This window comes from Planosporangium thailandense (genome assembly GCF_011947195.1).
Lineage (GTDB): Bacteria > Actinomycetota > Actinomycetes > Mycobacteriales > Micromonosporaceae > Planosporangium > Planosporangium thailandense.
On record NZ_JAATVY010000018.1, the window covers coordinates 94,584 to 107,579 of the forward strand.

Sequence of the window (12,996 nt, forward strand, 5' to 3'; positions counted from 1 at the left end):
ACAGCGCGAGCACGTTACACCCGACCGTCCGCAGGCATCCGACACGAAGAAGCGCCCAGAGTGGACGCGCGGCGTCATCGATCAGCGCGGACCGGATCGGGCGCTGCCGGGCTAGGGCAGAGCCACGAACCGGCCGAGGAACTGCCGGGCAGAGGCGGTGTCGAGCCGGTAGTCCACGTTGGTGGCCCGGCAAGCCGTGTCCCCGGTGATCGTGGTGGCGACGAGCAGGTCGGAGTCCCGGCCGCCAAGGAAGTCCGGGCCGCCGGAGTCGCCGTAGCAGGTTCCGCCGTCACCCGTCGCCGGATTCTGCGACAGTCGCAGCCAGGTGCCGGTGAGGGCGTTGAACGACCCGGATGCCTGGTTGCGGGTATCCGTGTAGGTGTAGGTCTTCCCGCCCGGGCCGTTGACCGGGGCGAGCGAACCGTACCCGGCCGAGGTGAACGTGGCCGTCCGCAGGCTGCCGTCGGCCCCGAGTCGGTCGAGCAGGCCCGCGCTGGGCAGCCGGGCCGGCGTGATACCGCGGACCGGCTTGTCGAAGACGACGACCGCGATGTCGTGCGGGTCGGACTGGGCCTTGTTGTACGCGGGGTCCGGCACGTAGCGACCCACGTACAGGGTGTCGCCCGCCCGGTACCGGCTGGCGAAGGAGACCCGCGCCGTCGTCTGGCCGGGATCGCCGCAGTGCGCGGCGGTCACGAAGACGGTCGGCGCGATGAGCGTGCCACTGCAGTACGCCCACGACCCGTCGGAGTACGCCTGGTCGACGATGAGGGCCCCGACCTCCGGGTGGGTGTTCCCGTCGGGCGAGCCGTACGTGATGGCCCAGGCCGGCGACGCGGCGGTCGTGAGCGCCGCGACGAGTGCCGTGGCGAAGAGGGTCGCTCGCAAGTTCATACACGCACGTTAATTGCATCTCTGCAGGAAGAGAAGTCGGCCGGCCGGCGGCTCGGGTCCCCTGCGGCGCGGTGACCGTGGCCGGGCGCACCGCGCGTACGGCATCCTAGGATACTGGCCTACCCGCCACGTGCCGTGACTCCCCGGTTGCGGCCCGCACCGCGCGCGTACAGGCTGAGTGATGGGCCGCCCGCGGGCGGCATCCGATCGGGGCGTGCGCGCGCCACCGTTCGCAACCGCTGTGAAAGGGATGATCCCGGTGGCCATTTCCCTTGATCACACCATCGTGCCGGCTACCGACAAGCAGAAATCGGCTCAGTTCCTGGCCACGATCCTCGGCCTCGAGGCGTCGCCGCAGTGGGGCCCGTTCGTGCCGGTACGTGTCGGGCGGCTCGCCCTGGACTACGCGGACACCCAGCTTCTGGGCGGTTCCGGCGCGCCGGTCCCCCGACACCACTACGCGTTCCTGGTGAGCGAGCCGGAGTTCGACGAGATCTTCGCCCGTATCCGCGACGCTGGCATCGCCTTCTACGCCGAGCCGCACGAGCCCCGGCGGCCAGGCGAGATCAACTACGACCGCGGCGGGCGGACGGTGTACTTCGACGACCCCGACGGTCACGTCATGGAGGTCCTCACGCACTCATCCGCGTAACCCGCCACCCTTTCGCTCACTGTTCGGCGCAGGTGCCGGGTTCGATGTTCGACGGGCCGGCGGCGTTGTGCGCGACCCAGTCGGCGACCGTGTCGTTGGCGACCGCGTCGTACAGCGCCTTCGCCTTCGCGTCGTCGGGCATCCTGACACTCTCGTCGCCGACCGTGGTCGGCCCCAGGTTGGGGCTGGTGAGGAACGTCAGATCGGCGGTGCGGATGTTGCGGAACTGCAGGGCCGCGTCGGCGAGCGAGAAGCCGCTGTCGACCGTCAGCATCGTGGTCACGGACCTCAGGAAAGCGTCCAGCGCACGCGGGTCGCCCAGCAGGCCGGTACCGGTCGCCTTGTCCAGCAACGCCTTCACGAACTGCTGCTGATGGCATGTCCGCACGGCGTCGCCGTCGGTGAACTGCTGCCGCTGACGGACGTAGTCGAGCGCTTCGGCGCCGTTCAGGTGGATGGTGCCCTTCTTGAAAGTCCGGTGGTACGGCTCGCCGATCGAGGTGAACTCCTGCCCGTTGGTGACGTCCACGCCGCCGACGACGTCGGTCACCTTCTTGAACCCCTCGAAGTCGACCATGACCAGATGGTCGACGCGCACCCCGGTGTAGCGCTCGACCGTCTGGACGACCAGCGGTAGCCCTCCCCGGGCGAACGCCGTGTTGATCTTCGCCGGGGTGTCGCCGGACCCCGCGGTGGTCGCGCTCTGCGGGACACTCACGTACAGATCCCGGGGTACCGAGATGAGGTACGCCTTCCGGTGCGCGGCGTCGACATGCATCAAGACGATCACATCGGCACGGGTCTCCACCGGCGCCTGCGGCTGCGCCTGCGCCGGACCACCACCGGAGTCGCCGGAGTTACCCGAGTTGTCGGAGCCGCCGGAGTCGCCCGGGTCGCGTGAATCGGTGCCCAGCAGCAGGAAGTTCTGCGCACCGCCGGGCGCGATGGCCGGGCGCAGGTCGTGAACCTCCCGCAAGACGCCGGTACGTCGCAGGCCCGAGTCCAACTTCCGGTAGTAGATAAACCCGCCGCCCACGCTCAGGCCCAGGAGCAGCAGCAGCGCCAGACTCGCGGTGAGCGCGATCCGGTGCCAGCGGGGCCGGCGGCGGCGGTGGTGGAAGGCGATGGCGCCGGCCGGCCGTCGGCGGGGTACCGGAAGTCGACCGTCGCCGCGCTCGGGCGCACCTACCTGATCCATCTGCACGCACACCGCTTTCGGAACGGAGGTGGAGTGTGAAGCCGAGCCTAAGCCGGCCCGGAGTTCCCGGCATTTCGATGCATTTCAACTAAGCGTTCGTCCGGACGGCGGCGCGGTGGTGGGCCCAGAGAATCGGGCGGCAGCTTCCGGGTCTCCGGCGAGCTGCCGTTACCGGGCGGCGTGGCCACGGTGGTACCGTCGCCGCTGGTGGAGGGCCCCGCAGATCCGTCCGCCGCTGGAGCGTGAGGTATGGACTGGCTTGTCGACCCTCCCACCGCTGGCGCGGCGAGCGCGCTACGGACGGAGTTGAGTTCGTTCCTGCGCCGGCACGCCGCGGACGCCGCCGAGGTGTCCGACGCCGAAGTGGTCATCGCCGAACTGCTCGCGAACGCGGTCGAGCACGCCGGCGGGCCGATCTGGGTGAGCCTGGTGTGGACCGAAGCCCTACCCGTGCTCACCGTGCAGGATCTGGGTCCCTCGTTCACCCCGGATCTGTCCCCGCCTGCCGTCACCAGCCCGCGTGGCCGCGGGCTGTGGCTGGTCTCCCAGTTGGCCAAAGACCTGGCGGTGGAGGCGAAACGCTCCAGGGGCAACCGGGTCCAGGCCACCCTGGCGGTGACGCGCCGCAGCGAATCCTCGTTCGACCCGCCCCGACGGCTGATCAACCCGTTGCCGACGCTGGAGGAGGCCGGCCCCCGCGGGTTCCCACGCGAGTCGTTCCTGCGCGCTCTCGTGGTCGAGCTGTCCCGAGCGGTCACCGACACCCACGGACCGCTGGCCAGCGAGGAAGCCGTCGCCCGGGTCGGAGCCACCATCGGCGGGCAGATGGAGGACGAGTTCCGTCGCGCCCGGCAGATCACCGGCCGGCTCACGCCGGAACAGATCGCCGACTGCTACGTACGGCTCAAGGCCGCCATCGACGGCGACTTCTACCCGATCAGCATCTCCGCGGATCGCATCGTGCTCGGTAACCGGCGCTGCCCCTTCGGCGACACCGTCCGCCACTCCCCCGCGCTGTGCCGGATGACCTCCAGCGTCTTCGGCGGGATCGCCGCGCGCAACCGGGGCCAGGCGGTCGTCCTGCTCGACGAGCGGATCGCCGTGGGCGACCCCGAGTGCAGGGTCACCGTACTTCTGAACCCGGACGCTGGCGACCGTTCCGCCGGTGGGCACCGGTACCGCGCGGACGACCCCGTCGCCGAGGACTGACCGCGGCGCGCTCTCGGCGCGCAGCGCCCACGATCCCGACGGTGTCTACGCTGCCGAGGCTCCTCCGATCGCTCACCGCTCGAACCGCCCAAGGTTGCCCTGGCGTGCCCGGTCGATATGCAGCACACTGACCACCCCGGCCGTGCGGACGCGCTCAAGCCAGCTCACGAACACACGCAACGCGGAGTTGTCGAACCGCTTCACCGCCCAGTCGATCATGCGCTGGTCGTAGGTGCCCAGCTCCACCCCACGCAGCGCGTCCCGGAGCGCCTCATCGCGCTGCGCGGGGTCGGTGTACGCACCCAGCGGTTCGGTTTCCAGTGGAGTGACAGGGGCGAAGTGTCGCGCCTTCATGCTGGTCAATGGATCGGACTCCTTCCCGATCAAGGCCCCTGGCCGGCGTCACACCGCTGATCGGGGGCCGCCGATGCCTGCCACTCAACCTAGTGAACTAGGTGACTCATGGCAACTACGTGCGAGACGTTTACCTGCCGACATGATCGAATCGTTGAGTGCCACCTGTACCGCTCAACTACCGCCAAGTTGCCGATGACCTGGCCGCGCGAATCGCGCGCGGCGAGTACAAGGTGGGCGAGTTCATCCCGAGCTACCGCGAGCTGGCCGACCTGTACTCGGTGAGCGTATCCACGGCCTCTCGCGCGGTGGCACTGCTACGTGATCGGGGCGTCGTGATCGGCGCACCTGGCCGGGGCGTCTACGTAGCCCAGCGGTAGAACTGTCGCTCTTGGCGGGATGAGGCGCTGCGAGAACTGCCCGATACTCACCCTTGCACGAACCCCAACCGATCACTTGGAGGTCATGCCCGGGAGCACGCGACGTAGCACCGTGAAATGCAGTGTTGGCGTCAACGCGGTCAACGGTGCTCCCAGGCGCCCGAACCGACGATCAAGGCATCCCGCTCGCAACTTCGTGGACTACCGCGTAGTACGTTCCTGCCGATAGCGGAGGCGGACGGGAATCGAACCCGCCTGACCCGGATCCCGGGCCACATCGGTTTTGAAGACCGTGGGGAGCACCAGCTGCCCGAACGCCTCCCAGGGCCTCTGACCTGCGAAAACTCTTGCGGGGAAGAAGCCAATGCCACCGATCGTATCAAGACCAACCGGCGCATGCCCGGTGGCTAGTGGATCATCATCCACCGTTCTCCACGCCTACCACGTCGGCATCTATGCCGGCGACAACCGGGTGTGGCACGCACCGCAGCCGGGTCAAAGATTGGAACGCAGCGTGATCTGGACCGGCGACGTGCGGTCCGGACACGTCATCTGACGCGAAAGAGGGGCCGCCTGCTCGCAAGCGGCCCCCCCCATCGCGTACCGGTGGGACAGTGGTCAGGCCGCCGTCACCGGCCGGCGCCGGAGCCGGTGCGTGATCCGGCCGTCGGTCGCCGCTACCAGGGCCGCGCCGAGCAGCAGCAGCGCGACCGCGGTGACCACGATCGGGGTCGTGGTCCCGCCGGTGATCGGTAGGCCAGCGGCGGGGACTGTGACGGCCTTGGTCACGTACCGCACCGTGCCGTCCGGGCCCAGGCCGGCGGCGAGCAGGTGGTGGCTGCCCGCCGGCAGGCCGGTCGGCAGGGTGACGGTCTTGGTGAAGGTACCGTCGGCGGCGACCGTCGCGGTCCCGAGGTCGACCGGGGTGGAGTAGACCGCGAGCGCCACGGTGCTGCCCGGCTTGAAGCCGGAGCCGGCGAACGTCACGTGCTCACCGGCGGCGGCGGTGACGCTGCCGGACGGTACCGTCTTGGCGGGCAGTGCGGTCGGCACCCGCGGGGTTCCGGTCGGCGGGCTGCTGAGCGCGGCGGTCGCCTCCGGGGAGTCGCCGCCGGGGCCGTGGGCGACCACGTGGACGGTGTAGGTCACGCCGGCCGCGAGGTCGCTGATGGTGCAGACGGTGCCGGTGACCGTGCCGCGGCACGACCGGGTCGGGTAGTTGTCGGCGGTCGCGGTCACCGTGTAGCCGGTGACGGCGCCGCCGCCGGTCGGCGCGGTCCACGACACGGCGGCCGTGTTCGCGCCGGGCGTGGCGGTGACCTTCGTCGGCGCGGCGGGCGCGGCCGTTCCGGTGAGCGTCACGTCGACGGTCTTCGTGGCGGTGGCGCCCATACCCCCCGCTGTCGGGGTGACCGAGACGGTGTAGGTGCCGGCGGTGGTGACGGTGAACGTGCACATGTTGGTCCCATTCCCTGCGGCCGCGGGCTGCGCGGCGCAGTCACCGAGCTCGACGTCCTTGCCGTCCGGTCCGGTCGCCTGAATCCAGTACCAGTGCTCGCCGGCCGAACCCCAGCTGGTCACCCCGGCCGACGTCCACGTCGCCGTCACCTGGCCGGTGCCCGGCTTCGTCGTGAGCGTCAGGTCGTTGGGGGCGCCGTGCGGCGGGACGAACGTGACCGTCTTCGACGCGGTCGCGTCGCTGGAACCGTACGCCGTCTTCGCGGTGACCAGCACCGTCTCCGTGCCGGAGCCGACGGGGAACGTGCACCGGTTGAGTGCGGTGCCGGCGGCGGCCGGAATCGGGTGGTAGCCGCAGGAGTCGTCGCGCATGCCGGACGTGTAGTCGCCGTCGGGCAGCTGCACCTGCACGTCGAACTGGCGGCTGGACTGCGGAGCCAGGCCCCAGGTGACCCCGGTTGACGTCCACGTCACCACGACGTCGTCGTCACCCGGAGTCTGGGTGACCGTCACGTCGATCGGCTTACCTGTCGGTCCGCCGACCGGCACCGGCGCCGAGGCGAAGTAGCGGCTGGCACCGACCTCGGTGACCGGGGTGATCAACACGTAGTAGACGCCGTAGCCGTGCGGGGTGAACGTGCAGCTGCCGCCACCGGAGGCGCTGGCGGTGATGGTGCCCTGACAGGTGTTCGGCCCCGGCGATGTGGGGGTCGGGCTGCCCATCCCCAGCTTGTACTGGTGTGTGGTGCCGGTTCCCCAGGTCACCCCGGCCGACGTCCAGGTGACCGTGGCTGTCCCGGCGACCCGGTCCTGGGACACCCGAACGTCGGTCGGGTAGCCGGACGGCACGGTTGCGGCGGCCGCGACACCAGCGGTCACGGCAGTCAGGCCGGTCACCGCGGCGATCGCCATCAGAACGCCCGCCGTGAGCCGGGCCAAGCGTGGCGCCAAGGTCCGCCGGTGGGACGTGATCGTTTGATGCACTACTACTCCCATTCGTCGACGCGGCACACGCCGCGTTCGGACATCGGCCAATGTCGAGCAAATCAGCAGGGTTTTCCCCGAATCGGCGGAAGCCGTGTCGCAACTTCTGCGCCGCACGGTGGCGGCAGCCGCCCGTGCGACATTCCCTTCCGTCCGCCTTATCGATTCGGATGAGGCCAGCGGCCAGCGGCCAGCGCAATCGCACGTCGGCGGGTCGGGCCTACCGCGGGATCCATTGGGTGGCGTCGTCCCAAGTCGATGCCACGGCCGGGGTAGGTCAGACAAAGGCTAATCTTCCGCACGCAACCCCCGAGCGACCCAGTTCCGGCCGGCTATCTGCTCGCCACCGGGGCGCATGAAGTCACGATCATCAACCGACCGGCCGATGTGCCGCCTGTAAATACTCAAGAAGTCTGATCGAACGCGCCTGAGCCCGTCTCCGGCGCGGCAGGGACCCCTCACCACTCTCACACCGTCACGACCGCAGAACTGACTGCAATCCACGAGCGCGGCGCACTGTCAGCGGCCGGCACCACAAGCGATACCGACAGGTCGGTTCCCGCGTGGCCCACAGGAGAAGGAGACATCAGTGAAGCGTCTGGCCCTCGGTACCGCGATGGCGCTGACCGGCGCCTTGGCCGTACCCGCGACGGCAGCCGCCCACCCGTCCGACAACCGCCCGCGGGTGGACGTGATCGCGCGCGGCCTGAACAACCCACGCGGGGTCACCATCGCCGACGACCGCATCCTCGTGGCCGAGGCGGGCACGGGCGGGAACAGCGAGTTCTGCATAGCCAACCCGGAGCAGCCTGGAGAGAAGTCCTGTCTGGGCAACACCGGCTCGGTGACCGCGGTGGAGAAGGGGAAGCAGCGGCGCATCATCACCGGGCTGCCCTCGCTCGCCGGCGCCGACGGCTCCGCCGCGGTCGGCCTGACCGGTGTCGCCGCCGGCCCGGACGGGCTGATCGGCGTCATCGGGCTCGGCGGTCACCCCGACGCGCGGGCCGGCCTGGGCCCCTCCGGCAAGCTGTTCGCGTCGCTGGTGGCGTTGAGCCCCAACCGGGCGCCCAAGCAACTGGCCGATCTCGGCGCGTACGAGAAGGCCAACAACCCCGACAGCGCCGACCCCGGCAGCTCGGTCGACACCAACCCGTACTCGCTGGTGAGCACCTCGCGCGGGACGGTGGTCACCGACGCCGGCGGCAACGACGTGCTCAACGTCGACCGCTGGGGCAACGTCTCGACGCTCGCGGTCCTGCACGCCCAGTTCGTGCCCAGCCCGTTCGGCGGCCAGATGCCGATGCAGGCGGTGCCGACCAGCGTGGCGCGCGGCGCGGACGGCAGCTACTACGTCGGCCAGCTGACGGGCTTCCCGTTCCCGGTCGGCGGCGCCAAGGTGTACAGGGTGCGGCCGGGCCACGATCCGGAGGTGGTAGCCGATGGGTTCACCAACATCGTCGGTGTCGCGGCGGACAAGAAGGGCCGGCTCTACGTACTCGAGATCATGAAGAACGGCCTGTTCCCCGGCACGGACCCGACCGGCGCTCTGTACCGGATCGACCGGAACGGGCAGCGGACCGAACTGGCCGCCGGCCAGCTGATCGCGCCGGGCGGTGTCGCTGTTGACGACGACGGCACCGTGTACGTGTCCAACAAGTCGATCTTCGCCGGCGGTGGGGAACTGCTCCGGATCCGAGGCTGAAGCAGCAAGAAACGCAGAGAGCGGGGCTCCGGTCGTCCGGAGCCCCGCTCTTGTTTTGTCCGGTCGGTCGGCTCAACTCCATAGGCCAGCTTGACCAGGCCGCGGCCGCCGGGCGCGGCGCGGACCTGCGTCCCATGGCCGACAACCTGCGCCACACGGTCGGCATGCTGGTCCGGGAGGGCGCCAGCCAGCCCGGAGTCTCCTCGTCGCTGTACACCGACGGCAGCATGAGCCGCCGCCGCGACCGGACCTCGACCGGAGAGCTGGTCCCGGTCAGCAACGTCCGCATCCGCACCCGCATCCGTCCTCAGGACAGGTGCACCTCTCCGTCGGACGGTAGCTGACGGTTGGGTGCGGCAGCGCCACGCACGGCTGTAGTTCCGCTGCTCACTGGGTTGCAGAAGGGCAGCCGCTTCCGTGACACGCCCATAAGCCGATAACATAGACAAAAGCGAATGCTTTGCGTCAGCCTCTCGGCTAATCCGACGTACCTGGGCCGCGGATTTGCAAGAAAATCTCAGCTTCGCTCCCGGAAGCCGATTCCCGGGCCGTGACAACAGGTAGCCGGTTCCGGGCAGTAGTCGGTGGTCGGTTTCGCGTAGGGGCGCGGTACGTGGCGCGGTGGTCGTCGGGGTGGTCGCGGCGCTCGGCCTGTCGGCCGCCGCAGCCGGTACCTGAGCAGAAACCGCCGGCCAACTTCCAGCCGCGCCTGTGGGGATCCCCGCCGGACCGCTTTCCCTCGGAGCACTCCCGGCACGCCTTGATAGGCCATCCCTTCAGCTCGGGAATGTCCATCGCAGCGTGGATCTCCTCGACGGCACGAATGCGGGCACCCTGCTCCTCGGCCTCGCGGGTAATCATGCAGAGCTTGCGGATTAGTACGTCGTCCCCGGTCTCGACGTCCACGTAGCTGGCGTCGAGGACCTCGGTGTCGATGCGGGCGTTGACATCCGCGACCGTCGCAGTGGTTGAGCCTGCGTAGTAGTCCATCTCCTCGGCCACCGCGTACTCGGGCTCCGCGTGACCGCACAGCCGGGCGAACTCCACCAGGATCGACGGATGACGGTCGCCGGTGGCGGCCACCTCCGCCGGACCATGTCCGCGGTACCGCTCAAGCACGGCGGCGGGCTCGTCAGCGCAGGTGTGCGACTGGTGGTCGGCGGGGCGGTCGCTCGAGCAACCCACGGTCTTCTCCTATGGGTTGGTAGCTCGCCGGGAAATCCCGGCTGACCTGGACCGTCGGAAAGCGCGGTGCGGTGCGCAATCGCAGGCGATAACGCTCTGCTTATAACCGGAGCATGCCCGGCGAAGACTCCTTCTCAGGACCACTTCAGTGACTTACAGTGGCGACCAGTGGGGAACAGCCCCACCCGGCCAAGATGCCGTCCGACCAGACCGGACCAGGGAAAACCCGAGAGATTCACAGCTCAGAGCCATTCAGGGCAATATCACGCTGAGCGAGCGGGCTCCCTTTTGAAGACCGTGGGCGGCTAGTGGATCATCATCCACCGTTCTCCACGGTTCACGGCGAAGATTTTTCCGCGAATTTTCGGGGGACCGCCCGCAGTCGGCGCCTGGAACGCGCGTCGACGCGCCGGGCCGGCTGCGACGACGAGCACGACACCGGCGACGACCGTCGGTTACGGGAGGCTTGGTTACCTGACGCGTGCCGAGGACGCCGGGAGGTGGGTCGCAAGATCGCCGTTGGCGTGGTCCGGAAGACCGCGGTCGGCATGGTCGGCGTGGAACAGCGCCTCGGCCAGGAGCGCCCGCACGTGCACGTCGGCGGCCGAGTAGTACACGAACGTACCCTCGCGCCGGCCTCGGACCAGGCCGGCCAGGCGCAGCTTGGCCAGGTGCTGGCTGACCGCGGTGGGGGCGGCGCCGACCAGCTCACCCAGGCACGCCACCGACGACTCACCCTGCAACAGCGCCCAGAGGATCTTGATCCGGGTCGGGTCAGCGAGCAGCCGGAAGCCTTCGGCGGCCAAGTGAACCTGCTCCTCGTTAGGCATCCGGAAATCCGGTATCGAGGTGTGCACGTGGCCAGCGTATCGAGTACCTCACTTGCCTGTCTGCCTGGCTGATTGCTTACCTGCATGGCTGCGCAGGTACTGTGACATCTCGTGGCCGTGACGACGAACCCCACCCCCACCTCCGCGCCGGCCGCCGACACGCGGGCGCCGGCTCCGCGGCGGTGGAACGCGCGGCTGTGGGCGCTCGCTGAGGTGCGCTGGGCGGCCCTGGCCACCGTGCTGTTCGCCCTCGGCGGCGTCGCGCAACTGGTGGGTGCACCCCGGCCGGTGTGGTGGGCGCTGTACCTCGCCTGCTACGCCGCCGGCGGGTGGGAGCCGGCCCTGGCCGGGCTCCGGGCGCTGCGCGACCGCGCCCTCGACGTGGACCTGTTGATGATCGTCGCCGCGATCGGCGCAGCCGCCATCGGACAGGTCTTCGACGGGGCGCTGCTGATCGTCATCTTCGCCACCTCCGGCGCGCTCGAGGCGTTCGCCACCGCGCGCACCGCCGACTCGGTACGCGCCCTCCTCGACCTGGCACCCGAGCAGGCCACCCGCATCCTCACCGACGGGCAGGAGGAGACCGTCAACGCCGCCGACCTGCAGGTCGGGGACGTGATCTGGGTACGGCCCGGCGAACGCGTGAGCGCCGACGCGGTTGTCGTCGACGGCGCCAGCGAGGTCGACCAGGCCACCATCACCGGCGAACCGCTGCCGGTGGCCAAGCACCCCGGCGACGAGGTGTTCGCCGGCACCCTCAACGGCACCGGCGCCTTGACCGCCCGGGTGCACCGTCCAGCCGGCGAGTCGGTCATCGCCCGCATCGTCGCCCTGGTCGAGGAGGCCTCCGCGACGAAGGCCCGCACGCAGCTGTTCATCGAGAAGGTCGAGCAGCGCTACTCGATCGGCGTCGTGGCGGCCACCCTGGCGCTGTTCGTGATTCCGCTGGCGCTCGGCGCGGCGCTGCGGCCGACGCTGCTGCGCGCCATGACCTTCATGATCGTGGCCAGCCCGTGTGCGGTGGTGCTGGCCACCATGCCGCCACTGCTGTCGGCGATCGCCCTCGCCGGCCGCCACGGCGTGCTGGTCAAGTCCGCCGTGGTGATGGAGCAGCTGGCCGACACCACGCTGGTCGCGTTCGACAAGACCGGCACGCTCACCGAGGGCACCCCGCGGGTGGCCGAGATCCGCCGCGTCGGCCACCGCATCGCGACCGACGATGAGCTGCTGCGGCTGGTTGCCGGTGCCGAGCATCCCAGTGAGCACCCCCTGGCCGCGGCGGTACTGGCCGCCGCACGCCAGCGCGACCTGGACATTCCGATGGTGCATGACTTCGTATCGGCGCCCGGACGCGGTGTGTCCGCCACCGTCGACGGGCACCGGATCCAGGTCGGCAGCCCCGCCTTACTCGACGAAATGCCCGCCGGTACCCCGACGCTGTCCGAAACCAGGGCCGCCGTCGACACGGCGCAGGCCGCCGGGCGCACTGCCGTCGTCATCGCAGTCGACGGCACCCCAGCCGGGGTGCTGGCGCTGGCCGACCGGATGCGTCCGGCCGCCGCTACCGCCGTGGCTGACCTGACGCGGCTGACCGGCGCGTCGCCGGTGCTGCTCACCGGCGACAACCACGGTGCCGCGGCCCAGCTAGGCGCTGACGTCGGCATCACCGACGTACGGGCCGGTCTGCTGCCCGCGGACAAGGTCGCCCACGTGCGTGAACTGCAGGGTGACGGCCAGCCGGTACTGCTCGTCGGCGATGGCGTCAACGACGCTCCCGCCCTGGCCGCCGCCCACCTCGGCGTTGCGATGGGCCGGCACGGTTCCGACCTGGCCCTGCAGACCGCCGACGCCGTTCTGGTACGCGACGACCTGAGTGCCCTGCCGGCGGTCATCGCCCTGTCGCGACGAGCACGTCGCCTCGTGATCGCCAACCTCGCCATCGCGGCCGCCTTCATCACGGTGCTTGTGGCCTGGGACCTGCTCGGCCACCTGCCGTTGCCGCTCGGCGTGGCCGGGCACGAAGGCTCCACCGTCATCGTCGGCCTCAACGGGTTGCGCCTGTTGCACTCGCGCGCCTGGCGGCGCGCCGAACCTGGCCGGTAACACGCCCGGGCGTTCGCTGCCGACGTGTCCGCCCCATGCCAACCCCG

Annotated in this window: 12 protein-coding genes and 1 tRNA gene; 6 read left to right on the top strand and 7 right to left on the bottom strand. The window is 70.0% G+C overall.

Features of this window, described 5'->3' with window-relative positions; all coding sequences use genetic code 11:
- Positions 1 to 111 precede the first annotated feature (111 nt).
- Positions 112 to 894, bottom strand: a complete 783-nt coding sequence (locus HC031_RS22305; protein ID WP_167927333.1) for a trypsin-like serine protease — start codon at positions 892 to 894, stop codon at positions 112 to 114.
- Between the two features lie 259 nt (positions 895 to 1,153).
- On the opposite strand from HC031_RS22305, the gene HC031_RS22310 reads away from it, so the two are divergent.
- Positions 1,154 to 1,546, top strand: coding sequence for a VOC family protein (locus tag HC031_RS22310; RefSeq protein WP_167927334.1), 393 nt, complete (start codon positions 1,154 to 1,156; stop codon positions 1,544 to 1,546).
- Between the two features lie 16 nt (positions 1,547 to 1,562).
- Here the strand turns inward: HC031_RS22310 and HC031_RS22315 are convergent, their stop codons facing one another.
- Entirely contained in the window at positions 1,563 to 2,744 is a 1,182-nt protein-coding gene (locus HC031_RS22315) for an LCP family protein (RefSeq protein WP_167927335.1), read from the bottom strand.
- 249 nt (positions 2,745 to 2,993) lie between these two features.
- On the opposite strand from HC031_RS22315, the gene HC031_RS22320 reads away from it, so the two are divergent.
- Complete coding sequence (locus tag HC031_RS22320; RefSeq protein WP_167927336.1) at positions 2,994 to 3,953, top strand: ATP-binding protein; 960 nt, start codon at positions 2,994 to 2,996, stop codon at positions 3,951 to 3,953.
- Between the two features lie 72 nt (positions 3,954 to 4,025).
- Here HC031_RS22320 and HC031_RS22325 read toward each other — a convergent pair whose 3' ends face one another.
- Complete coding sequence (locus HC031_RS22325; protein ID WP_167927337.1) at positions 4,026 to 4,316, bottom strand: hypothetical protein; 291 nt, start codon at positions 4,314 to 4,316, stop codon at positions 4,026 to 4,028.
- A 149-nt stretch (positions 4,317 to 4,465) separates the two neighbouring features.
- Between HC031_RS22325 and HC031_RS22330 the strand changes: the two genes are divergently transcribed.
- Positions 4,466 to 4,687: a GntR family transcriptional regulator gene (locus HC031_RS22330; RefSeq protein WP_167927338.1), complete on the top strand. Its 222-nt coding sequence runs from the start codon at positions 4,466 to 4,468 to the stop codon at positions 4,685 to 4,687.
- Positions 4,688 to 4,916: 229 nt separating this feature from the next.
- On the opposite strand, the gene HC031_RS22335 is transcribed toward HC031_RS22330, so the two are convergent.
- Together HC031_RS22335 and HC031_RS22340 are read right to left on the bottom strand one after the other, a co-directional pair.
- Positions 4,917 to 5,009 (bottom strand) — tRNA-Sec (locus HC031_RS22335).
- 296 nt (positions 5,010 to 5,305) lie between these two features.
- Positions 5,306 to 7,096, bottom strand: a complete 1,791-nt coding sequence (locus HC031_RS22340; RefSeq protein ID WP_167927339.1) for a fibronectin type III domain-containing protein — start codon at positions 7,094 to 7,096, stop codon at positions 5,306 to 5,308.
- Between the two features lie 622 nt (positions 7,097 to 7,718).
- Between HC031_RS22340 and HC031_RS22345 the strand changes: the two genes are divergently transcribed.
- Both HC031_RS22345 and HC031_RS22350 read left to right on the top strand, forming a co-directional pair.
- The gene (locus HC031_RS22345; RefSeq protein WP_167927340.1) at positions 7,719 to 8,831 is read left to right on the top strand and encodes a ScyD/ScyE family protein; all 1,113 of its coding nucleotides are present in this window, start codon (positions 7,719 to 7,721) and stop codon (positions 8,829 to 8,831) included.
- 50 nt (positions 8,832 to 8,881) lie between these two features.
- Positions 8,882 to 9,175 carry a hypothetical protein gene (locus HC031_RS22350; protein WP_167927341.1) on the top strand — a complete coding sequence of 98 codons (294 nt, stop codon included), beginning with the start codon at positions 8,882 to 8,884 and terminating at the stop codon, positions 9,173 to 9,175.
- Between the two features lie 133 nt (positions 9,176 to 9,308).
- On the opposite strand, the gene HC031_RS22355 is transcribed toward HC031_RS22350, so the two are convergent.
- Positions 9,309 to 9,914 (bottom strand): hypothetical protein, encoded by a 606-nt coding sequence (locus HC031_RS22355; RefSeq protein WP_167927342.1) that lies wholly within the window; start codon positions 9,912 to 9,914, stop codon positions 9,309 to 9,311.
- Between the two features lie 572 nt (positions 9,915 to 10,486).
- Positions 10,487 to 10,822: an ArsR/SmtB family transcription factor gene (locus tag HC031_RS22360; protein WP_240942805.1), complete on the bottom strand. Its 336-nt coding sequence runs from the start codon at positions 10,820 to 10,822 to the stop codon at positions 10,487 to 10,489.
- A 135-nt stretch (positions 10,823 to 10,957) separates the two neighbouring features.
- Between HC031_RS22360 and HC031_RS22365 the strand changes: the two genes are divergently transcribed.
- Positions 10,958 to 12,949: a heavy metal translocating P-type ATPase gene (locus tag HC031_RS22365; RefSeq protein WP_338090774.1), complete on the top strand. Its 1,992-nt coding sequence runs from the start codon at positions 10,958 to 10,960 to the stop codon at positions 12,947 to 12,949.
- Positions 12,950 to 12,996 lie beyond the last annotated feature (47 nt).